At 71.9% G+C, this 23,016-nt stretch carries 13 protein-coding genes, 1 tRNA gene and 2 pseudogenes; 11 read left to right on the plus strand and 5 right to left on the minus strand.

Going from position 1 to position 23,016, the window contains the following annotated elements:
* Window positions 1-961 precede the first annotated feature (961 nt).
* From trpD to trpA, 4 genes are read left to right on the plus strand one after another with little or no spacing between them, the layout of a single operon-like run.
* Window positions 962-2,005, plus strand: a complete 1,044-nt coding sequence (gene trpD, locus WME90_RS06375; protein WP_437283568.1) for an anthranilate phosphoribosyltransferase — start codon at window positions 962-964, stop codon at window positions 2,003-2,005.
* Complete coding sequence (trpCF, locus tag WME90_RS06380; RefSeq protein ID WP_437280179.1) at window positions 1,998-3,464, plus strand: bifunctional indole-3-glycerol-phosphate synthase TrpC/phosphoribosylanthranilate isomerase TrpF; 1,467 nt, start codon at window positions 1,998-2,000, stop codon at window positions 3,462-3,464. Before trpD ends, trpCF begins: the two co-directional genes overlap by 8 nt.
* Window positions 3,465-3,514: 50 nt before the next feature.
* Window positions 3,515-4,708: a tryptophan synthase subunit beta gene (trpB, locus tag WME90_RS06385; RefSeq protein ID WP_437280170.1), complete on the plus strand. Its 1,194-nt coding sequence runs from the start codon at window positions 3,515-3,517 to the stop codon at window positions 4,706-4,708.
* Window positions 4,705-5,529, plus strand: a complete 825-nt coding sequence (trpA, locus tag WME90_RS06390; protein ID WP_437280180.1) for a tryptophan synthase subunit alpha — start codon at window positions 4,705-4,707, stop codon at window positions 5,527-5,529. Before trpB ends, trpA begins: the two co-directional genes overlap by 4 nt.
* 132 nt (window positions 5,530-5,661) lie before the next feature.
* On the opposite strand, the gene WME90_RS06395 is transcribed toward trpA, so the two are convergent.
* Both WME90_RS06395 and WME90_RS06400 read right to left on the minus strand, forming a co-directional pair.
* A complete protein-coding gene (locus tag WME90_RS06395; RefSeq protein WP_437280181.1) occupies window positions 5,662-6,852 on the minus strand; it encodes a hypothetical protein in 1,191 nt (396 codons plus the stop codon).
* A 66-nt stretch (window positions 6,853-6,918) separates the two neighbouring features.
* A complete protein-coding gene (locus WME90_RS06400) occupies window positions 6,919-10,347 on the minus strand; it encodes a POTRA domain-containing protein (RefSeq protein WP_437280182.1) in 3,429 nt (1,142 codons plus the stop codon).
* A gap of 305 nt (window positions 10,348-10,652) precedes the next feature.
* On the opposite strand from WME90_RS06400, the gene WME90_RS06405 reads away from it, so the two are divergent.
* Complete coding sequence (locus tag WME90_RS06405; RefSeq protein ID WP_437280183.1) at window positions 10,653-11,456, plus strand: phosphate/phosphite/phosphonate ABC transporter substrate-binding protein; 804 nt, start codon at window positions 10,653-10,655, stop codon at window positions 11,454-11,456.
* A 46-nt stretch (window positions 11,457-11,502) separates the two neighbouring features.
* On the opposite strand, the gene WME90_RS06410 is transcribed toward WME90_RS06405, so the two are convergent.
* From WME90_RS06410 to WME90_RS06420, 3 genes are all read right to left on the minus strand, one after another.
* The gene (locus tag WME90_RS06410) at window positions 11,503-15,990 is read right to left on the minus strand and encodes a translocation/assembly module TamB domain-containing protein (protein WP_437280184.1); all 4,488 of its coding nucleotides are present in this window, start codon (window positions 15,988-15,990) and stop codon (window positions 11,503-11,505) included.
* A gap of 292 nt (window positions 15,991-16,282) precedes the next feature.
* Entirely contained in the window at window positions 16,283-17,956 is a 1,674-nt protein-coding gene (gene ettA / locus WME90_RS06415) for an energy-dependent translational throttle protein EttA (protein WP_437280185.1), read from the minus strand.
* Window positions 17,957-18,153: 197 nt separating this feature from the next.
* A complete protein-coding gene (locus WME90_RS06420; RefSeq protein WP_437280186.1) occupies window positions 18,154-19,866 on the minus strand; it encodes a lipopolysaccharide biosynthesis protein in 1,713 nt (570 codons plus the stop codon).
* A gap of 87 nt (window positions 19,867-19,953) precedes the next feature.
* Here WME90_RS06420 and WME90_RS06425 point away from each other — a divergent pair.
* The 6 genes and pseudogenes from WME90_RS06425 to WME90_RS06450 all read left to right on the plus strand — a co-directional run bounded on the left by WME90_RS06425 (window position 19,954) and on the right by WME90_RS06450 (window position 23,001).
* Window positions 19,954-20,029 (plus strand) — tRNA-Asn (locus WME90_RS06425).
* Window positions 20,030-20,330: 301 nt separating this feature from the next.
* Window positions 20,331-21,278, plus strand: coding sequence for a hypothetical protein (locus tag WME90_RS06430; protein ID WP_437280187.1), 948 nt, complete (start codon window positions 20,331-20,333; stop codon window positions 21,276-21,278).
* Complete coding sequence (locus WME90_RS06435) at window positions 21,275-21,736, plus strand: PIN domain-containing protein (RefSeq protein WP_437280188.1); 462 nt, start codon at window positions 21,275-21,277, stop codon at window positions 21,734-21,736. The genes WME90_RS06430 and WME90_RS06435 overlap by 4 nt, the downstream gene beginning before the upstream one ends.
* A 128-nt stretch (window positions 21,737-21,864) precedes the next feature.
* Window positions 21,865-22,026, plus strand: a pseudogene (locus tag WME90_RS06440) (integrase catalytic domain-containing protein); the annotation flags it as partial.
* Window positions 22,010-22,324: an ABC transporter permease gene (locus WME90_RS06445; protein WP_437280189.1), complete on the plus strand. Its 315-nt coding sequence runs from the start codon at window positions 22,010-22,012 to the stop codon at window positions 22,322-22,324. The pseudogene WME90_RS06440 and the gene WME90_RS06445, both read left to right, overlap by 17 nt.
* Window positions 22,317-23,001: pseudogene (locus WME90_RS06450) on the plus strand (ABC transporter ATP-binding protein). Before WME90_RS06445 ends, WME90_RS06450 begins: the two are co-directional and overlap by 8 nt.
* Window positions 23,002-23,016 lie beyond the last annotated feature (15 nt).

Consider the following 23,016-nt stretch of genomic DNA (forward strand, 5'->3'; position numbering starts at 1 on the left):
ATTGTGACGATTGGGTTACGACTTCTTGGTTTTGTTTAAATGTTAGGTCTTGATTCTTTGTCCATTGACTAAGTTTGTTTGCTTCCTAGTATCGCGCTGCTCGTGGGGTGCATCACGCGTGGCTTTCGTGGATTGCCTCGGGTGATTTATTTCGAACGGAGCGCGAACGAGACGGGTGATCTATGCCGGTTGGCTTCGTGTTGACGCGTGGCCACGGGCATGGCGTCGCTCGGTTCGGACGTGCGTCTCCCGTTGTGCCTCCATTGAGTCAGTGAGGCAGGAGAACGGTCGTGCGATGTCACCCAAGCATCGCCTGGGTGCTATGTGGGCGACTGAGAAGGCTGCTCGGCTGCGTCGCGGGAGCTATCTCGCGAGGCCGGTCGAGGTCCTTGAGGTGATCCTGCCGGAGGAGTGTTCCTTGGGCTTTATCGAAGCAGCGGCCGCGCTGTCCGACAGGAGCATCCTCCTGGGAACCATCAGGGGACGGGGAGTCGAGTCAGTGCTAGCCATACCCAGTCCACGAAACGCCATCTCCCAGCTCGGGGCGAGCGCCGACATGCGACCTGGGGGTGGCCAGCTTTACGACACGGCGAGGGACCCGCCAGGGGAGGTCAGCCGGTGTTCGTGACCGGCGTCTATCAGCTCCAAGCTTCGATTCCAGGCCGATAAGCGCTCGGACAGGCGGCTGCATCGGTTGTGTGTTGGCGGAGCGCTCCGCGTCACGCGGGATGCCCCCATCCGGGTAGCTCACGCTGTGAACGGGCGCCGTCGCGGGTCGTTCGTGCTCGAGTATCGAATGATTCCATCGGGCCGTATGTCCTACGCCATGGGCTCTGGGGCGCGTTGCTTGCCGCCCCGCGGCGTCGTCGAAGCGGACGAGCGCAAAAAAAACAGCTCTTCTCGGAGAGTCCCGAGGAGCCGTGTCTGGCGGAACCGCCGTGCAGATGAGGGGAGAACCATGATGCATGCAGTGATCGATGCGCTCTGCGCGGGCGTGGACCTCTCCGCAGAGCAGAACGAGGCGCTGTTCCGTGACGTGTTCGCGGGGGCGCTGACCGAGGTGGAGCTCTCGGCGTTGCTCGTGGCGCTCAAGGCGAAGGGCGAGACGCCCGCGGAGATCGCGGGCGCAGCGCGTGCGCTGCGGGCGGCCGCGGCGCCGTTCGCTCGGCCGGCCTACGCGTATGCGGACTGCTGCGGGACGGGCGGAGACGGGCAGTCGACGGTCAATGTGTCGACCGCGGTCGCCTTCGTCGCGGCCGAAGCCGGGCTGCCTGTCGCCAAACACGGCAACCGCTCTGTCTCGTCGCAGTGCGGCTCGGCCGACGCGCTCGAGGCGCTCGGCGCCCGGCTCGATCCGCCGGCGGAGGTGTCGCGCCGCGCCCTCGACGAGGTGGGCTTCTGCTTCCTCTTCGCGCCGCAGTACCACGCGGGCATGCGGCACGCGATGCCGGTGCGTCGCGCGCTCAAGGTGCGCACGATCATGAACCTTCTCGGGCCGCTCGTGAACCCGAGCGCGCCGCCGATCCAGGTGATGGGCATCTACTCTCCGGAGCTCGTCACGCACGCGGCGCGCACGCTCGGCATGCTCGGGTGTCAGGCGGCGCTCGTGGTGCACGGCGGGGGGCTCGACGAGGTGGCGCTGCACGCGCCGACGCGCGCGGCGCGGCTGCGCGACGGGGTGGTCGAGGAGCTGGTGATCGACCCGGCCGACGCGGGGGTGGCGCCGGCGCCGATCGAGGCGCTGCGAGGCGCCGGCCCGGCGGCGAACGCGGCGTGGCTGCGCGACCTGCTCGCCGGGCGCGGCGCGCCCGCGCACCGCGACGCGGTCGCGATCAACGCGGGAGCGCTGCTCTGGATCGCCGGGCGCGCCGAGAGCCTGCGCGAGGGGACGGCCCTGGCGCTCGCGGCATTGAGCTCGGGGCGCGCGGCGGAGCGGCTCACGCGCTTCGTGGCGCTGAGCCGAGAAGGGGCCCAAGAAGCGCGGAAGGAGGCGAATCGTGGCTGAGCAAGGCAATGTGCTCGCGCGCATCGTGGAGCGGAAGCGAGCGGACGTGGCGGAGCGCGAGCGACGGACCCCGCTCGCCAGCCTGAGGGCGAATGCGCCGCCCACCTCGAAGAGCCTCCGGCGCGCGCTCTCCGCGCCGGGCGCGCGCTTCGTCCTGGAGTGCAAGAAGGCCTCGCCATCCGAGGGCCTCATCCGGCCGGATTTCGACCCGCACGCCGTCGCCGCCGCGTACTACGGCGTCGCCGACGCGGTGAGCGTGCTGACCGACGAGCCCTTCTTTCAGGGCAGCTTCGAGATCCTCCAGGCCGTGCGCGCGGTCGTGGACGTCCCGATCCTCTGCAAGGACTTCGTCGTGACGCCCTACCAGGTGGTCGAGGCGCGGGCGAACGGCGCGGACGCGATCCTGCTGATGCTGTCGGTGCTGGACGACACGACCGCGCTCTTGTGCCTGGGCGCCGCCGAGGCGCTCGGCATGGACTGCCTGGTCGAGGTCCACGACGAGGCGGAGCTCGAGCGGGCGCTGGCGCTGCCGGCGCCGGTGATCGGCATCAACAACCGGGATCTCAAGACGCTCAAGGTCGATCTCGCGGTCTCTGAGCGGCTGGCGCCGCGCGTGCCGCGCGACCGGATCGTCATCGCGGAGTCGGGCGTGGAGTCGCGCGCCCACGTGGAGCGGCTCGCGCCCTCGGTGGACGGGTTCCTCGTGGGCACGTCGCTCATGCGCAGCCCCGACATCGCCGACGCGGCGCGCGCGCTGGTGACCGGCAGGGTGAAGATCTGCGGCCTGACCCGGCCCGGGGACGCGCGCGAGGCGGAGCGGCTCGGGGCCCGGTTCGGCGGGCTCATCTTCGCGGAGGCCTCGCCGCGGCGGGTGACGCGCGAGCAGGCGGAGATCTTGATCGCCACCGCGGCGGGGCTGCCCTTCGTGGGCGTATTCCTCAATCAATCCGTGGATCTCGTCGCCGATACGGCGCAGGCGCTGGGGCTGCGGGCCGTGCAGCTGCACGGCGACGAGGACGCCGGGTTCATCGAGGCGCTGCGGCGCGCGCTCCCCGAGGGGTGCGAGGTCTGGAAGGCGGTTCCGATGGCGCCGTCCGGGGAGGCGGCCAGCGAGGCGGGCGAGCAGGGTGCAAGCGCCGAGGTCGAGCGCCGCACGGATCGGCTGGTCTTCGATACGCGCACGGCGGAGGCGCGGGGAGGCACCGGGCGGACGTTCGCCTGGAGCGCGCTCGAGGGGCATCCGGCGCGCGGCCGGAGCCTGCTCGCGGGCGGGCTGACCCCGGACAACATCGCCACGGCGCGCCGTGTGGGGACGTGGGGGCTCGACGTCGCGTCGGGCGTGGAGCGCGCGCCCGGCGAGAAGTGCGCCGACCTGCTCGTGCGCCTGTTCGACAGCGCGCGCGGCCCGTCGCGCCACGACCGTGACCCCGCGGCCCCGGAGAACCGCGCCAGTCCCTGACCTGAGCTCTCACAACGCACAACGCACCACCGACGATCGAGGCAATCACCATGCAGCAAAGCGGTCGCTTTGGCGCCTTTGGGGGCGCCTATGTCCCGGAGATCCTCGTACCCGCGCTCGAGCAGCTCGAGCGCGCGTACCTGGAGGCGCGCGGCGATCCGTCGTTCGCGGCGGAGTTCGACGCCCTGCTGACGACCTACGCCGGCCGCCCGACGCCGCTCACCCTGTGCCGCAACCTGACGGGCGACCCGCGGGTGAAGCTGTACCTGAAGCGCGAGGACCTGCTGCACGGCGGCGCACACAAGACCAACCAGGCGCTCGGCCAGGGGCTGCTCGCGCGGCGCATGGGCAAGAAGCGGCTCATCGCCGAGACGGGGGCAGGCCAGCACGGCGTCGCGACCGCGATGATCGGGGCCCTGCTCGGGATGCCCACGCGCATCTACATGGGCGCGAAGGACGTGGAGCGGCAGCGGCTCAACGTCTTCCGGATGCGCCTCATGGGGGCCGAGGTGGTGCCCGTGAGCTCGGGCACGCAGACGCTGAAGGACGCCCTCAACGAGGCGCTGCGCTACTGGACCGAGAGCTACGAGGACACGCACTACCTGATCGGGACCGTGGCCGGGCCTCACCCGTTCCCCACGATCGTGCGCGACTTCCAGTGGGTGATCGGCCGTGAGGCGCGCGCCCAGATCCTGGAGGCGGAGGGGCGCCTGCCGGACGCGGTGGTCGCGTGCGTGGGCGGGGGTAGCAACGCGATGGGGATCTTCTCGGAGTTCATCCCGGACAAGGGCGTGGCGCTGATCGGCGTCGAGCCCGCGGGCCACGGGCTCTCGACGGACAAACACGGCGCGACGCTGCTCAAGGGCCGCCCGGGGGTGCTGCACGGGTCGGAGACCTACATCCTCCAGGACGAGCACGGGCAGGTCGCCGAGACGCACTCGGTGTCGGCGGGGCTCGACTACCCCGGCGTCGGGCCGGAGCACGCGCACCTGATGACGTCGGGCCGGGCGACGTACGTGGCGGCGACCGACGACGAGGCGCTCGGCGCGTTCCAGAAGCTCGCGCGGAGCGAGGGCATCATCCCGGCGTTCGAGTCGGCGCACGCGATCGCGCACGCGCTGAAGATGGCGGCGGAGGCGGCGCAGGCAGGGCGAGAGACGGTGCTCGTCGTGAACCTGTCGGGCCGCGGAGACAAGGACATGGAGCAGGCGCAGAAGCTGCTCGATCCCGGGAGGTCGACATGAGTCGGGAGGCGATGACGACGCGCTACGAGCGCGCATTCGAGCGGCTGCGGCAGCGGGGTGAGGGGGCGTTCATCCCCTTCCTGATGCTGGGAGATCCCGACCTGGCCACGAGCCTGCGGCTGCTGCGCGCGGCGGTGGAGGGAGGCGCGGACGCGATCGAGGTCGGGATCCCGTTCTCGGATCCGATCGCGGACGGCCCGACGATCCAGGCGGCCGCCGTGCGGGCGCTGGAGGCCGGCGTGAGACCGGGCGACTGCATCGAGCTCTTGACGCGGTTCCGGGCCGAAGCGCCGGAGGTGCCGGTCGGCATCCTGACGTACGCGAACCTGGTGAAGCACCGCGATCTCAAGGCGTTCTACGCGTCGGTGGCCGAGGCCGGGGTCGACAGCGTGCTCGTCGCCGACGTTCCGGTGAAGGAGTCGGACCCGTACGTGGCGGCGGCACGCGCGGTCGGCGTGGCACCGGTGCTGATCGCGCCGCTCAACGCCTCCGAGGCCACACTGCAGCAGCTCGCGGAGCGGTGCAAGGCGTACACCTACTGCGTCACGCGCAAGGGCGTGACCGGGGCGGACGAGCAGCTGCACCTCGGCCACGGGGCGCTGTTCGAGACGCTGCGGCGGTTCGGCGCGCCGCCCGCGATCCTGGGGTTTGGCATCTCCAAGCCCGAGCATGTGCGCGACGCCCTCGCCGCGGGGGCGTTCGGCGTGGTCAGCGGCTCCGCGGTCGTCCAGCGGGTCGCCGCGCACGTCGGCGAGCGCGAGGCGGCCGCGCGCTCCGTCACGCGCTTCGTCCGCGAGATGAAGGCGGCGACGGCGCGCTGAGCGCGGCGGCGAGCCCGGTTCGAGGGCGCGACATCGGCCGGCCCGAGGGGGCGATGTCGGCCGACCGCCGTCCGAGGGGACAACGGCGGTCGGCCGCCGGAGGCCGCTCGCGTGGCGTGCGGCGAGCCGGGCTCACGGGCACGTGGCGTCGCACAGTATCTGCGAGAGCGCGACGCAGCTCTCGTCCCACCCGAGCCAGCAGCACAGGCTGTCTCCCACGTCCTCGTCGCACACGGTCGCGACGCAGCTGTTGCAGGACGGGTCGAGCGCCTCGCCCGTCTCGCAGAGGTCGTGAGCGCACCCGCAGGCCCGCCCGCAGGCGGCGGCGAGGCCTTTGACGCAGTAGGAGTCCCACGAGCTCATGCAGCACGCCGGGTCCTCCGCGCACAGCGCGGTCACGCACGGGTCGCAGTCGTTGACGAGGGGCGCCCCTTCCTCGCAGAGGTCGTGGCTGCACTCGGCCGACGGGCACTCGCCGCAGTCGGCGGCGCACGCATGGCAGGTCTCCCTCCCGGGCTCGCACGTGCCGTCTCCGCAGACCGGCGGGGGGCACGCGCCGCAGTCGGCGGCGCACGAACCGCACGTCTCCGGCGCTTCGCAGCGCGTGTCTCCGCAGACCGGCGCGCACCCGGCGCAGTCGCCGGGACAGCTCTCGCACGTTTCGCCGGCGTCACACCGCAGGTCGCCGCACACCGCGGTCCCGCCCTCTCCGCCGCCGCCTGCCGAGCCACCGCCCGTGGCATCGCCGCCACCCGCCGAGTCACCACCCGCCGAAGAGCTGCTGGCCGAGCCGCCGCCTGCCGAAGAGCTGCTCGCCGCCGAGTCGCCGCCTGCCGAAGAGCTGCTGGCCGAGCCGCCGCCCGCCGAAGAGCTGCTGGCCGCCGAGTCGCCGCCTGTCGAAGAGCTGCTCGCCGAGCCGCCGCCTGTCGAAGAGCTGCTCGCCGCCGAGTCGCCGCCTGTCGAAGAGCTGCTGGCCGAGCCGCCGCCTGCCGAAGAGCTGCTCGCCGAGGCGTCTTGCCCACCCTCTCCACCGCCGCCAGCCGAAGAGCTGCTCGCCGAGCCGCCTTGCCCGCCCGTCCCGCCGCCTCCCGAGGCGTCGCCGCCACCCGCCGAGGCGCTGCTCGCCGAGCCGCCTTGCCCGCCCGTCCCGCCGCCGCCCGCGGCGCTGCCGGCCCCACCGTGCCCGCCTTGCCCGCCCTCTCCACCGCCGCCGCCGGAGGTGCTCGCCGTGCTGCTTGGCGCGGCGCTGTCGTCTCCGCAGCCGGTGAGCGTGAGGGTCGAAGTCAGAGCGAGCAGGGCACACATGCGGAGTGAACGGTTCATCAGGGGAGCCTCGTTGTCATCGTGCGTTGGGAGCCGCCTCACGCGGGTCGCGCGTGATGCTGCCTGTCAGAAGAGCCCCACGGAGAAGTGGAGTGCGCCGTCGATTTCGTCCAGCTCATCGCGTGGATCCAGGTTGAAGCCGTAGTCGAAGGCGAGGGGACCGATGGGCGTGTTCACCCGCAGGCCGGCGCCGAGCCCGTAGCGGAGCAGCCGCGGATCGAGGTTGACGTTCTTCGCCCTGATCCAGAGGTTGCCCGCGTCGAGGAAGAGCCCGAGCTGGAGCAGATCGGTCAGCGGAATGCGCAGCTCGGCGCGCGGGTTCACCATCACCGTCCCGCCGCGGGGGATATCGTCGGTCGAGACCCCGGCGCTCTCGCCCAGCGCCTTTCTCGCCTCCTCGAGCCCGTCTTCCGGATACAGCGACTCGGCCAGATGGGAACGGAGCGAGTCGACGCCGCCGAGGAAGAACAGGCGATCCGGGTACGTCCCGCTCTCGGCCACGAGCGGCTGAATATACCCTCCGGACAGGCTCAGGGCGAGGGTGAGCCGCGACCGCTGCGCGAGGGGGATATAGCCCGACACGCGGCCCGTGAATCGCAGAAAGTGGCTCTCGGGGAAGCTCGATTTCGTCTTGACGGAGGCGAAGGCGTCGAAGGCGTCGACGTGCTCGACGCCGCCGGAGAGCAGGAAACCCCGGGTCGCGGCGAAGGGGGTGTCCCGCGTGTCCCAGGACGCGTCGATCCGCTGCGCCAGGGCGATCGTCTGGCCCTCGGGCATGCGCAGCTGGTCGAGGATATCCCGCTTGTCGGCGCCGACGGCGCCCGGGAAGAAACCGACGTTGTTCAGCTCGGCCGACAGGGCGAGCTGCGTCGTCACGGCGCGCCGCGGGCGGTAGGTGAGCGCGGGGATGATCGCCGTCTTCGTGACGCCGAAATCCAGCTGGTTGTCGCGCACGTTGATGCCCGCGAGCGACAGGTTGACGAGCGGGCCGAGGCCGATGTCCGGGAGCGTGACCGAGACCGCGATGCGGCGCTCCAGCTGGTCGTCGCCCTTGAGCTCCTCGTAGTGACGGCGCGCCGCCTCGTCCACGATCATGAACTCGAACAGGTAGCTGAGCTGGACGCCCATCGTGAGGCCGATGGCGAGGCCGCCGATGTTGCGATGTCCGTACTCGAAGGCGAGGCGGGCGCCCTCGCCGGTCGAGAACCCGATCTGCGGGTTGAGGTACTGCGGCAGCTGCTCGACCACGTGGATGACGACCCGCTTGTTCTTCTGCGGGATCTCGGGATCCTCGAGCGAGATCGACACGCTGGAGAAGGGGCCGAGCGTGGCGATGCGCTCCTCGCTCAGGCGCGCCTGCGACTGGCGGAACGGCGCGCCCTCGCGGAGCAGCACGCGGCGGAGGATCAGCTGCTCGTCGGTGCGGACGGCGCCCTTGACGACGATGCCGGTGACGAACACCCGATCTCGCTCCGACACGATGAACCGCGCGCGGGCGCGCGTGCGGTCGGGAGAGGGCTCGATGGCCGTGCGGACCTCGGCGAACGCATAGCCGAGATCGCGATAGGCATCCATGATGCGCAGCCGCGCGGCGTCGAGGGCGAGCGTCGAGAGGGGCTGTCCGACCTTCAGATCCGCGAGGTCGCTGAGCCAGCGCTCGCTGAACGGCCGCCGCTCGGCGCACAGGGCGCGGTCTCGCTCGCTGAGGTCGGCCTGGCCGCAAAAGCCCTTGTTCCCCTCGAAGGCGAGGTCGTAGAGCTGGGTCTGCGGGCCGGGGTGGACCGGAATGCGGAGCGTCACCTCGGGGGCGCACGCGATGCGCCGCGCGGGGTCGGGGCGGCACGTGAGGGCGGCGGGGACGGGCGGCTCGGGGAGGGGGAGGCCTTGCGCGTCGGTGCGGCACTGGGCCGTGACCCGCTCGGCGGTCGGCTCGGGGACGCAGGTGCCCGGCTTCGAGCTGCGCGAGCAGGTGACGCGGAGCACGGAGACCGGGCCGACGACGGCGTTCAGGTAGCCCTTGCTGAAGTAGAGATCGCGCAGGTGCTTGAGGGCGCGCTCGTAGGTCTCCTGCGCGTACGTCATCGAGGGGATGAGCTCGACCGGTCTGGCCCTGCCGCCGGCGCCGCGGGTCGGGCCGAAGAGGTCCGAGATGCCTCGGGGGTCGGGCATCGCGAACGCGTCGGCGCCGGGCAGGTCCTCCTCGAGGAAGCTCTCGATCTCGCGGCCGAGGTCGTTCGGGCCGAGGTCGCCCGTGAGGCAAGGGAAGACGCGCTTGGTGACGCGCACCTGCTCGTGCTCGCGGACGGTGAAGGTCAGGTAACGGACCGGATCCTCGGGCTTGCCGCCCAGCGAGGGCGTGACCTCGGCGTCGAGGAAGCCGCGCGCGACGTAGAACGCGCGGAGCCGGTCGGTCAGGTCGGTCGTCTTCGTCTCGGTCGTCTCGCCGAGGTCGAGCGCGGCCTCGAGGGCGTCGTCGTCGAACGCGCGGTTGCCGTCGAAGACCGGCACGATGCGCGCGCCGGGCTCGAGGTAGACGTAGAGGTAGTTGTGCGGGCCGACCGCGAGCACGCGGTGAGAGACCTCGGCGTCGTGAAAGCCGCTCCGGCGGAGCAGCTCGGCCATCTCGCGATCGGCCTCGGCGAGGGCGGGCTCGTCGACGCGGGCGCCGACGCCGAGGCGGTAGCTCTGCTTGAGCGAGCCGAGCTCCCGGTCGGCGCGCGGCGCCACAACGAAGACGCGCTCGGAGACGAGGCGCGGGGCGCCGGCCTCGATGTTGAGGGCGAGGACGATCTCGGAGGCGTCGTCGGTGTCGACGGCGCGGATGGTGACGGCGGCCGCGGGATAGCCGTGCTCGGCGTAGAACGCGCGGATGCGGGGGTCGATCTCGGCCAGGGAGGCCGCGGTGATCTCGCCGCCCTCGGCGATGCCGGCGGCCCCGAGGGTGTCCTGCCGGTCGAGCGCGCCGCCGGTGATCTGGACGGTCGCGATGCTCCGGCGGGGGACGACGACGATCCGGAGCGCGGCGCCGTCCGCCAGGGCGCGCGCCTCGGCCGACGCGCGGGCGAAGTTGCCGGAGGCGAGCAGCTCGCGCATGGCGCGGCGGGCGGCGTCGGGGCTGAGCGGCTCGCCGAGCTCGACGCTCGTGACCGGCGACACGGTCTGCCACCGGTCGCCCTGCGCGGCGACGTCGATGCGGACGATCGGCTTGCCGACGAGCTCTCCGAGGGCGATCGGCTGCCGGAGCGACGGCACATCGGTGGCCTCGGTGCCAGCCTCGCTCGAAGGCACCGTGGGTGCTGCGGGGTCGGGCTGACCGGGGTCGGGCTGACCGGGGTTGGGCTGACCGGGGTTGGGCTGACCGGGGTTGGGCTGACCGGGGTTGAGGTTCGCCTGAGCTGGTGCGGACGTCTGGTCGGCGCGCGCCGGGGCGGAGATCGCGCCGAGCGGCAAAAGGCCGAGCAGAAGGGGAAAGAGGGGGGAACGAAAGCGAGCCATCAGGCGCGGAGCGCCGGGGGACGAAAATGAAATGAACCGGCGCCGGCGTGCACGACGGACGCAGCGTAGCCCGGTTGGGCGCCGGGTGGGCAAGAGGCCGCCCGCGAGGCGACCTCGCCGGCTCACCTCGAAGGGCCGCGCCGCGCCCGCCCGGCGCCGCGCGCCGGCCGCGCGCCAGCACGAGCCGCGCGGGCCAGAGCGGCCGGACGGCGTCCCGTCAGGCCCGGAGCGGCGCCGATGTACGAGACGCGGGGCTCTCGGCGGGCGGGGCTCGTGCTAGCGTCGCCGCCCGTGCGAGGCACCGGATGAAGGACCTGGCGATGCTCGTCGGCGCCGTGGCGCATGACGCCAAGGTGGTGACGCTGTGGGAGAGCCTGCGCGAGCACTTCCGCGAACATGGAATCCTGATAGATTTCGCGCTGTTCTCTACCTACGAGCGCCAGGTCGAGTCGCTCGTCCGCGGGCACATCGACGTCGCCTGGAACAGCGCCGTCGCGCACGTGCGGGTCAAGCGGCAGACCGAGGGCCGCTCCCGTTCGCTGGCGATGCGCGAGATCGATCGCGACTTCCACAGCAAGCTGCTCGTCCGCCGCGACGCCGCCGTGGGCGCGCTCAGCGACCTCGAGGGCAAGGTGCTCGCGGTCGGGGGCGCCGACTCGCCGCACGCGCGCATCCTGCCGCTCCACTTCCTCCGGCAGGCCGGGGTGGCCGTGGAGAAGATCCAGCTCGTGCCGTTCGAGGTGGACGTCGGCAAGCACGGGGACACCGCGACGAGCGAGGTCCAGGCGCTCGCGGCGCTGCACGAGGGCAAGGCGCAGGCGGCGGCGGTCGGGGACGCGGTGTGGCTCGCGGAGCAGGCGAACGGCCACATCGACCTGCGCCGGGTCGACGTCCTCTGGACCACGCCGGCGTACGATTTCGCGATGTTCGACGCGCTGCCGGCGCTGCCCGAGGCGAAGGCCGAGGCGTTCCAGCGCGCGCTGCTCAGCATGACCTGGAAGAACCCGAAGCACCGGCGCATCTTCGAGCTGATGGGCCACAAGCAGTGGGTCGTCGGCCGCGACGACCGGTACGGCGCCCTCGACGCCGCGCTCGCCGCGGCGACCTGACGGACGCCGCGCTCGCCGCGGCCACCTGAAGGCCGCGGCGCGGACGTCACTCGAACTCGAGCCGCCACCTCAGATCGGCGCCCACGTTGCCGAGCGGCGAGCTCGAGGCGTCGTTGGCGTTGTCGTACGACCCCTGGAGGCTCATGCGGTCGCTGAGCTTCACCTCGACGCCGGCGCGCACCTGGCTGCCCTGCGAGAGCCCCGTCGTGACGTTGGCGCGCACCGCGTCCGTGATGCGCTTGCCCAGCGTCACCGTCGGCTCGGGGGCGCCGTTCTTGGACGAATAGCCGGTGCCGAAGCGGAACTCGTCGATGAGGGGGACGATCGTCTTCACCGCCTTGTCGGCGCCGGTCAGCGACGAGAGCGCCTCGAGGCCCATCGTCTCGCCGAGCGACGACACGACGCCCTGGTTGAGCTCGGCGCGCGTCATGCCGAGCGTCAGGAGCAGGACGATGTCCTCCTGGCTGAGCGGCGGATCGCTCGTCAGGTTGAGCTGGAGGTTGTCGGCGTCGCCCTGGGCGTGCAGCTTGATGCGCCAGAGCCCGCTGGAGTTCGCGCTGCCGCCGACGCCCGCGGTCGGCGCCGCGGGCTCCGCGCCGGACGACGCGTCCGTCGTGGCGCTGCCGCTCGTCGACGTGTAGCGGCGGTACTCGCTCTCGGCGCGCACGTCGACCTTGGGCGCGATGCGGAACGGATCGTCGAAGCGCACGTAGCCGTCCCGGACCTCGAACTCGGTGCTCCGCAGCATGAGCTTCGAGTCGGGCAGGATGCGCAGCGTGCCGCGCGCGCCGAAGCGCTGGTTCGTGCCCGAGAGCGCGAGCCCGGGCTGCGAGACCTCGAGCCGCATGTCGGCCAGATCGTTCGAGAAGCGCAGCGGGTTCGGCGAGGCGACGGTGACGTCGAACCGGACCACGTCGTCCGCTGGGTCGTAGGTCTGCACCGTCGTCCGCTGGCGCCCCGTGAGATCGCCGAGGTCCATGCTCATCAGGATGGGGCGCGTGTAGCTGAACGACGTGAGCGTGATCCTGCCCTCGACGCGCGGGAGGTTCTTCTCCCCCGACGGGTCGTCCCCGACGCCGGGCCGGAAGCTCGCGGTGAGGTTGGCGTTCGCGGTGAGGTTCACGCCCTCCGCGACCGGCAGCTTCACGCCGGTCGCCACGATGGAGGCCTGCGCCGTGCCGAGGGTCAGGCCGCGCACCGGCATGTGCCCGACCGCGCTCACCGTGCCCGTGCCGACACGCGCGGTCGCCTTCGTGAGGCGGACCTGGTCGCCGCCGATCGCGATCTCCACGTCGATGTCGTCGAGCGACACCGGCAGGCCCACGACGTCGAGCTCTCCCTCCTTGAGCGTCGCCGAGCCCGTGTAGCGCAGCCCCTGGAGCGGCCCGGTCAGCTCGACCTCGGCCTGCACCGTGCCTCGCGCGCGCCGGATCTGCGGGATGTCGGCGCTGAGCCGCGACAGGTTCGTCGGGCTGACCCGGATCGCGATGTCGAGGTCCGGCGCCGTGAACACCCGCTTCACCTCGCCCGACGCCGTGAACGCGGCGGACAGGCGCGAGGCGGTGTGCGCCTCGAGGTGGAGCTCCGGCACCTTCAGCGTGTTGCCCGCGAGGCGGATCGGGCCGCTCGGGCTCGTGAGGTTGAGCCCCTGGCCCTCCCGATCGAGCTTGAGCGCGTCGACCGTGAGCGTGAGCGCCGCCTGCCGGAAATCGGCGAGGGGGAGCCGCTCGATGTCGAGCGACCCGGTCATCGTGCCCTTCGGCGCCGCCGCGAGCACGGCGTCCGGGATCACGTTCGCGAGCGTGCCGAGGTCGAGCGCGTCCATGCGCACGTCCCCTTCCACGATCTTGCGCCGCTGGCGCGTGACGCTGAGCCCCTTCAGCGCGACCTGCCCGCCGAACAGCGAGCCGTTGGCGACGAAGGATCCGTCGGGGAGGTCGCGCTCGTACTCCGCCGGATCGAACGGCGCGCCCTGGGGGTTGCCGCAGATCGGCGTCCTGCCGACGATCTTCGGCGGCTTGTCGTTCGGCACGATCGTGAGCGCGACCCGCGAGGGCGGCAGGCTCGCGTGCGTGCGGCGGATGCCGACGCGCGAGACGTGGACGTCCGCGAAGCCGGAGAGCCTGCTCACGGTGCCGCCCAGGCTGGCGACGACCGACACGGCGCCGTCGAACTGAGAGGCCGCCGCCCCGAGCGCGTCGATCCGCGAGAGCGGGAGGCCGCTCGCGATGACGCTCCCCTTCAGCGCGCCGCCGTGCGCCACGGACGCGCTCGCCAGCACGGAGCCCGTGCCCTTGCGCAGCGACGCGGAGCGGACGTCGAGCCGCATGCCGTCGGCGCCGGCGGCCTGGTCGTCCCAGATCATGTCGAGGTCGATCTCGCCCTCGTCGAAGCGCTCGTCGAGGAGCTCGATGCCGCTGAGCCGCATGCCCGCGTTCACCGCGAGGTAGCCGCCGCCGCAGCGGTCCTCGGGGCCGCCGAGCGCGAAGTGGGCGCGGGCCGTCCCGCTCGCGGTCGCCTTGTAGGCGGCGAACCGCGGATCCTTGTCGAGGCGGAGCACCTCGAGGAGGTCGCGCGCGGCGAGGTGCGGCGCCTCGCGCGTGTCGACGGTCGCGTCCACGACGACGATCCCCGTCGAGCTGTCGAGCGCGCGGCCCTTGGGCAGGTTGCCGGCCGGATCGAAATCGACCTTGATCGAGGGGATGCGCACCCGGCTCGCCCCGTGCCGGACCCGCGCGTTCTCGAGCGTCAGGGCGAGCGGCTCGAACGCGACCGGCGAGGGCTCGAGGTCGCCGATGGGGAAGCCCGCGAACACGAACTTCTCGACGCCGATCTCGCCGGTGAGCTTCGGGTGCGCGTACGAGCCGTGCATCGCCGCCTTCATCGTGGCGACGCCGGCGAGCTCGAGCGCGGCGAGCGGGGAGACCTCGGCGAGGTCCACGCGCGAGCCCGGGTGGACGTCGACCCCGAGCTGGTCGTTGAAGCCGAGCGAGACGGTGGTCCTGAGGTGCGAGGTCGGCGTGTCGACCGCGAAGCCCGAGAGCACGACGGCGTTCGGCCGCACCTGGAAGGAGCCGCGGACGGTGCCCTCCTTGACGCCCATCAGGCGCTTGCGGGCCGGGTCCTTCGTCGGGCGATCGAAGATGTCGAAGCCGCGCGTCTGCACGGCGAGCGGGCCCTCGAGGGAGAGCGGGGACAGCGTCCCGCCGAAGCGATCGAACCTCCCCTCGCGCAGCGTCCACGCGACGTGCGCCTGCGGGTGGACCGCGAGGTCGCGGAGCAGGCCGGGCAGCTCGATGTTGGCGAGGTCGATCGGCCCGGCCTGGAGCGGCACGCCCTTCTCGAACGGCTTGATCTCCACGCTCGAAATCTTCAGCGTGCCGTCGGCCCAGGCGACGTCGGCGTCGGCGAGCTGCACGGCGTCGGCGGTCGTCGAGACCCTGCCCGCGAGGCGCGTGACGAAGACCCTGCCGTCGAGGCCCGGCCGGTCGAGCAGGAGCGTGCCCTTGACGCGGGGGAGCGCCAGACCGAACGGCGCGGACGCCGCGTCGTACTCGGCGTCGACGTCGAGCGAGACAGAGCCGGACGCGGGCGGCAGGTTCACGAAGCGGTGCACGATCGGCACCGGGAGGCGCGCGCGAATGCGGCCCTCGATCCGGTGGGGCATGCCGTCGCCCAGGCCGACGGCGCGGAGGGCGCCGAGCTCGAGCTCCACCCGGCGCCAGTCGCCTTCCTGGAGCGTGCAGGGGGGCGTGGTGCCGGGATCCGGGTCGAAGTCGGCGGCGCCCTCGAGGATCAGCCGGCGGACGAGCGCGCGGCCCGGCTCGACGCGGACGCGCGTGTCGAAGCGGCAGACGACGTCCTCGTCGACGCTGTCCTCCTCGGCCTCGTGGCCGGGCGCGGGGTGCGTGCTGACGACCGAGACGAGGCCGGAGCGCATCGCGATCTCGAACGCGTCCGCCGGCTCGGCGGAGACGTCGACGTCGACCTCGCTGGCCTGGACGCGGACGTTGTCGATCGTCAGATCGAGCCGCGCGTCGGTGATCGCGACCGAGGAGAGCGGCGCGCGTCCGAGCCCGCCCGACCCGCCCTTGCCGGCGCTGGGGAGGGTGAGGTTCCGGAGCTCCCCGTCCTTCAGCACCGCGCGGACGCGGGGGCCGATGATCTCGACGTCGCCGGCGTCGATGTGCCCCGCGAGCAGCGAGAACAGGCGCGGGCGGATGGCCACGCGCTCGAGCTCGAGGAACGGCGCGCCGCCGTCCGAGGAGTCGACGACGAGCCGGTTCAGGCCGACCATGAGGGGCCAGGCCTGGACGCGCACGTCGTAGCGGGCCGTGATGCCGAGCTCGCTCTGGAGCAGCGCCGCCGTCTCGCGCGCCGCCCAGGCCCGCACCGTCTCGGTGCGCACGAGGAAGCCGAGCGCGAGCGGGATCGCGCCGATCACCGCGAACACGGCGCACAAAACGCGCACGGCGAGGCGCCCCCAGTCCCTGCGGGCGCTCGGCGGGGAGCCCTTTCTCCTCGTGCCGTGCATCGGGGCGCAGCTTAGCTGAAGAGCGGTCGAGCGCTTACGGGCGCAGGGTGATCCTGTACCTGGAAAAGACCGGGCGTTGTGGCTGGCACCTTCGATCGACGGCCCGTGCTGGATCCGGACCGAGCACGGATCCAGCATCCCCCGGAGCAGCGGGTTGACCAGCGGGTGGTCGAGGGGCTGTAGCTGTCCGCTGAAGTCGTACGTCCAACGATCCGCTGGGGGCGCGGGCGCGCTGGACCTCGGCGAGGCGGCGGTCGGGGCAGTCCGGCGCCGCGTTCGCCTCGTGGTCGGGTCAGCCCGCGGTGAGCTTGCGGTAGCGGAGCTTGCGGGGCTCGGCCGCGTCGGCGCCGAGGCGGCGCTTCAGGTCGGCCTCGTAGTCGGCGTAGTTGCCCTCGAACCAGACGACCTTGCTGTCGCCCTCGAAGGCGAGGATGTGGGTCGCGATCCTGTCGAGGAACCAGCGATCGTGGCTGATGACCACGGCGCAGCCGGCGAAGTTGAGCAGCGCCTCCTCGAGCGAGCGGAGCGTGTCGACGTCGAGGTCGTTTGTGGGCTCGTCGAGCAGCAGGACGTTGCCGCCGCGGCGGAGCAGCTTGGCGAGGTGGAGGCGGTTGCGCTCGCCGCCGGAGAGATCGCGGACCTTCTTCTGCTGGTCGCTGCCGGCGAAGTTGAAGCTCGCGACGTACGCGCGCGAGTTGACCTCGCGCTTGCCGACGAGCAGCCGATCCTCGCCGCCGGAGATCTCCTGCCAGACGTTGTTTGTCGGGTTGAGCGCGTCGCGCGACTGGTCGACGTACGCGAGCTCCACGGTCTCGCCGAGCCTGAGCGCGCCGCCGTCGGGCTTCTCGAGGCCCATGATCATGCGGAAGAGCGTGGTCTTGCCGGCGCCGTTCGGCCCGATGATGCCGACGATGCCGCCGCGCGGGAGCGAGAAGCTGAGGTCGTCGATGAGGACGCGGTCGCCGAAGCCCTTGCGGAGGTGCTCGGCCTCGACGACCACGTTCCCGAGCCGCTGGCCGGCGGGGATGTGGATCTCGTTCTCCTCGACCTTCTTCGACTTGTCCTCGGCGAGCAGCGTCTCGTAGGCGGCGAGGCGGGCCTTGCTCTTGGCCTGGCGGGCGCGGGGGGCCAGGCGCACCCACTCGAGCTCGCGCTCCAGGGTGCGCTTGCGCGCGCTCTCCTGCTTCTGCTCGAGCTCGAGGCGCTTCTTCTTCTGCTCGAGCCAGCCGGTGTAGTTGCCCTCGTACGGGATGCCGGCGCCGCGGTCGAGCTCGAGGATCCAGCCGGCGACGTTGTCGAGGAAGTACCGGTCGTGGGTGACGGCGACGACGGTGCCGGGGTACTCGTGGAGGAAGCGCTCGAGCCAGGCGACGCTCTCGGCGTCGAGGTGGTTTGTCGGCTCGTCGAGCAGCAGGAGGTCCGGCTTCTCGAGGAGGAGCCGGCAGAGGGCGACGCGACGGCGCTCGCCGCCGGAGAGCTTTGTGACGTCGGCGTCGGGCGGCGGCAGCCGGAGGGCGTCCATGGCGCGCTCGACGACGCGGTCGATCTCCCAGCCGTTCGCGGCCTCGATCTTGTCCTGGAGGGCGGCGTACTCCTCGAGGAGCGCCTCCATGTCGGGGGGCGACTCGCCGAGCTTCGCGCCGATCTCCTCGAAGCGCTGGACGAGGGAGCGGACCTCGTGGACGGCCATCTCGACGTGCTCCTGCACGGTCTTGCCGGCCTCGAGCTGCGGCTCCTGGGGGAGGTAGCCGATGCGGGTGCCGTCGGCGGGCTTCGCCTCGCCGAGGAACTCCTTGTCGACGCCCGCCATGATGCGGAGCAGGGTGCTCTTCCCGGCGCCGTTCGAGCCGAGGACGCCGATCTTGGCGCCTGGGAAGAAGGAGAGCCACAGGCCCTTCAGCACCTCCTTGTTCGGGGGGTGCACCTTCCGGACATCCTGCATCGTGAAGATGAATTGAGGGGCCACGTCTTCGCCTGCCTGTGCGTGCCCGGCGCGCCGTGGGGCCCCGCTCGGCCTTCGAGCGGGCGCGGCGCTGGCCGGGCTGGGGGGAGAGGCCGTATGCGAGATCGCCGGCTGACGGTCAAGAGGGCGCGGAGGCGGCTGTGGGCGGGCGCGCAGGGCGCGCGTCGGGACGGACGCGGGCGGGCGCGCGCGGCGAGCGGCTAGGCGCGCCGTGCGCCGCGCCCGAACGCCTGCTTGAGGGCGGCGAGGTCCTCGCGGCCGATCTCGCGCGTGGCGACGAGCACGGCGAGGTACACGACGGCGACGAGGACCGCCTCGCCGAGCACGGCGATCTTGCCGAGCCACGGGAGCTGCGTGCCGACGGCGATCGCGACGAGCAGCGCGGCGCCGACGCGGAGCGCCGTCCGGGCGGCGACGAAGCCGCCGGCGGCGCGGTGGAGCAGGACGCCGCCGGCGACCGCGGCGGTGGCGAGCGCGAGCGAGGTGGCGACGGCGGAGCGCACGAGCATGTCGGGGCCGAAGGGGGCGCGCGGGACGGCGATCGAGCAGCCGGTGGCGACGAGGAGGACGGTGGTGGCGGTGAGGGCGGCGGCGGCGCGTTCCCGGTGCAGGCTTGTGAGCGCGGCCGAGGCGACGCCGAGGACGGCGAACGCGCCCATGCCGAGGGAGAGGACGCGGAGCGTGTCGCCGCCGCGGCTCCAGATCTCGACCGGGAAGGCGAAGTGCAGCACGTGCGGGGCGAGGCCCGAGATCGGCGCGCAGAGGAGCCCGGTGAGCAGGAACGAGAGGCGGACGCCGGTCATGGCGAAGCGGCGGACCGCGGCGCGGTCGTGCTCGGCGTGCGCGCGGGCGAGCATCGGGAAGAGGATGAACGTAACCGAGAGGAGCAGCTGGTACGGCAGGAACGCGAAGAGCTGCGCGCCGCGGTAGACGCCGATGAGGTCGTCGGCCGCCTTGGCGCCGAGCGCGAGCCCGGAGGTGGCCTGCCCGAGGAAGCGGCGGAGGAGGAAGAAGTCGGTCTGGAGCAGCAGGTTCAGGAACGTCTGCGAGACGGCGAGCGGCAGCAGGAAGGCGGCGTGCTCGCGGATCGAGGGCCCGGCGCTGCCGCGGCGGCCGAGGCCGGTCCTTGTGACCGCGAGGGGGACGATGACGGACGCCGCGGCGACGAAGCCGGCGATGGCGCCGAGGACGCCGCTCTGGCCGGCGCGGAGGAAGAGCAGGGCGAAGCCGGCGATGCTCGCGGTGCGGAGCGCGCCGTAGCCGACGTCGAAGGCGGCCTGCGTAAGGAAGCGCCGCTGGCCGTTGAGCGCGCCGACGAGCGGGGCGTAGAGGCCGTAGAGGAGGACGACGGCGGCGGCGAGCCGCAGCGGGCCGGCGACGTGCGGGGCCTCGGAGAAGTCGGCGATGGCGCCGGCGAGGAGCGCGAAGCCGGCGGAGACGACGACGGCGAGGACGGCGTGCAGGGCGAGCGTGCGGCGGAACGCGGCGGCGACGTCCTGCTCCGCGACGCTGGAGACGGCGCGCGAGACGCCCTGGATGCCCGTCGCGACGATGACGTTGTTGACGACGCCGACCCCCGCGAGGACGACGGAGACCGCGCCGTAGCCGTCGGTGCCGAGCAGGCGCGGGAGGATGAGCTGCTGGACGAAGCCGAAGAGGATGAAGGAGACCTTGGCCCCGGCGATGGCGAGGCCGCCGCGGCCGGCGGAGCGGGCGGTGGAGGGTGAGGGCGCCGGGGCAGGTTGTGAGGGGGCCGCGGCGGTTCGCGAGGGATCCGGGGCGGAGTGCGGGGGATCCGAGGGCGCCGGAGCGTCCGGCGGCTGCGGCGGAGAGGGCACGGCGGCGCGCTGCACGGCGGCGTTGTCGCAGAAGCACGCCGGGCGGGCAATCTCGCGCGGAGCGGGCGAGCACACGGGGGCGTCACGTAAACTTCAGGGGCGATACGGATTCGCTTGACGGGAAAGCCTCGCCGACTATCCTCGCGCCCGTCTCCAACGCATTCCAGCTTAGCTCAGTTGGTAGAGCAGGCGGCTGTTAACCGCCGGGTCGCTGGTTCGAGTCCAGCAGCTGGAGCCATTTCGCCGAGGCGACCCGGTCTGGGCGCCAGGCCGACAAGGGGCCTTGCCGGAAAACCTGGCAAGGCCTCTTTTCTTTTCCGCGGCTCACGCGGCGCGCACGCGGAACCCTGGAGATCGCTCAGGGCAAGACGGGGCGCGTGACGAGCGACGACGGACCACAAGGTTCGGCCCACGGAGAGCCGAGACCGAGCGGTGCTCTCGAGTTCACGCTGAACGGCTCCTCGCTCTGGGGTTCACAGCTCCACCTCCTCTCCTTGCCGGTCGCGCCCGCACACCGGAAGATAGAGAGGGAGGCCGCGATGAAGAAGCACACCATGACGCTGCTGGGAGGGATGCGCGGCGAGCTTCGCGTTCCGGCAGACGTGCTTCTCGAGACGGTCGGCGCGCTGATCGAGGGCGCCCGCCAGGCGACGCGCTTCGTCGTCGAGGGCGAGAGCACGCGCAAGGGGCCGCGACCCGCGTGGCTCGATGCGGCTTGTCGCGTGGAAATCACGGGGCTGACCGCTGGTTCCGCCGTCGTGGCGCTCGAGGCTCCGACGCTGGCCGACGTGGCGCCCGAGCGCTTTGGAGGCGCGCATCAAGTCTCGCTGTTCGTCGAGGCGCAGCGGCTGATCGAGACGAGCAGCTCGGCCGTGGACATCTTCGCGGGGGTGCTCGCGAGCGTCGTGAAGGGCGACCGAGATCGCGTGCTCGCCGACCGCGCGCTGCTCGACACCTGCGTCCGGTTCGCTCGGGCTGCGCGTGACGGCTTTCACGGCGTACAGCTCGAAGGCATTGCTGGGCTCGACGCCCCCCTCGTCGTGCGACGCGACGATGTGGGCAAGATCGAGCTCCTTCGCGACGAGACCCCGGATCCCAGGGCCGTGCGTGTGACCGGCACGCTGGACACGATCTCCGCGACGAAGTCAGACGTCGTGCTCACGCTGGCCGATGGCACTGCCGTGGCTGCCCGGCTCGACGCGCGCGACAACGAGCAGCTCAAGACCCTGTTCGGCTCGCGGGTGGTGGTTTCGGGCATGGCCCAGTTCCGTCCGTCCGGCAAGCTCCTGGTCATCGACGTCGAGTATCTCGGCCCCGCGCGCGCTGGTGACACCGTGTTCGAGAGCGCGCCGAAAGCCACCGCCAGGAAGCCCGTGGCCTCCTGGGTGCCGCAGGACGAGGCCACTGGCGTGTCGGCGTTCTTCGGCACGTGGCCGGGGGACGAGACCGATGACGAGCTGCTCGGCGCGCTCGAGGCGATCCGGTGAGCCAGCGGATCTACCTGCTCGACACGAGCGTGATTCTCCCGCTGGTGCGCGGTAACGCGTTGGGTCGGTACATCGACGAGCGCTTCGGCCTGCGGTCCGTTACGCAACGTCCGCTCGTGTCGGTGGTCAGCCTCGGCGAGGTGCGCGCGCTCGCGCTGCGCAACGCCTGGGGCGACGCCAAGCTAAAGGCGCTCTCGAATGCGCTCGACAACCTGGTTGTCGTGGACATCAATCATCCAGCCGTCCTTGACGCCTACGTGCAGCTCGACCTGGTCTCGCAGCGCCATCCCGACGGCGCCCGCAACATGGGAAAGAACGATCTGTGGATCGCGGCCTGCGCCAAGGCTGCTGGCGCGACGCTGCTCACCACGGACGACGACTTCTCCCACCTGATCCCCGAGCACCTCGATGGCGAGGTCATCGCTCCGATGATGGCGTCGCGCCACGGGGGCGAATAGGACACCCATCCCGTACGACGGAAGCGCTCGCGGGATCGCCCTCTGTGTTACTCGCGGCGTCCGGCGAGAGCGGCGAGCGACGCGCGCAGCGTGGGCCGATGAAGCATGTCAAGCCGACGCTCACCGCCATGGCCCCCAACCAGATCTGGACGTGGGATATCACCAAGCTGCGCGGGCCGCTGCCCGGGGTCTTCTACTGCCTGTACGTCGTCCTCGACCTGTTCAGTCGCATGACCGCTGGCTGGCTGCTCGCCGAGCGCAAGAGCGTCGAGCTTGCCGATCAGCTCTTCGCAGAGACGGTCGCCCGCCACGTCGCGGGGCCGCGTCCTGCGCATCTTTCTGATCCAGGGCGCGGTCCTCGGGCTCCTCGGGTCGTTCGTCGGATCGGCGCTCGGGGCGCTCCTGTCGAAGCTCTTCGAGGGCCTCGTGCGCGGGCCCGACGGCGCCGCGAAGTTTCCCGTGCAGCTCGATCTCGAGCTCTTCGCGCCCGCGACCGCCCTCGCGATCGGCGTGGGGCTCCTCGCCGCCGTGCTCCCCACGCAACGCGCCTCGAGGCTCGACCCGGCGTCGGCGATCCGCAATGGCTGATCCGCTGCTTGTCGTCGAAGGCGTGGTGAAGGAATACGGCCAGGCCGTCGTCACGCGCGCCCTCGATGGAGTCGATCTCCGGCTCGAGAAGGGCGAGTTCGCCGCGCTGATCGGTCCGTCCGGCTCCGGCAAGAGCACCCTGCTCAACATCATCGGCCTGCTCGATCGGCCGACGCGCGGGCGCGTGGTCGTCGACGGCAAGGACACGACAGGGCTCGACGAGGCGAGCCTCACCAGGCTTCGCGCGCGGACGCTCGGCTTCGTATTCCAGTTCCATCACCTCTTGCCGATGTTCACCGCGCTCGAGAACGTCATGCTGCCCGCCTGGGGCGACGAAGGCTTCCCTTCGTCGACCATGAAGGCGCGCGCGGCCGAGCTGCTCGGAGCGGTGGGGCTCGCCGACCGGATGAACTTCAGGGCGACGGCGCTCTCGGGCGGCCAGCAGCAACGCGTGGCCATCGCGCGCGCTGTCGCGCCGACCGCCGCTCGTCCTCGCCGACGAGCCGACAGGGAACCTCGACACCGAGTCATCGGCCGAGGTCTTCGCGTTGATGCGCCGATTCAACCGCGAGCTCGGCACGACGTTCCTCGTCGTCACCCACGATCCGCGCATCGCCGACCAGTGCGACCGCGTCGTCGAGATCGTCGACGGTCGCATCGCCAACGACCGTGGATGACGGTCATCCAGGCGT

The sequence above is a fragment of the Sorangium sp. So ce375 genome (genome assembly GCF_051473855.1).
Classification (GTDB): domain Bacteria; phylum Myxococcota_A; class Polyangia; order Polyangiales; family Polyangiaceae; genus Sorangium.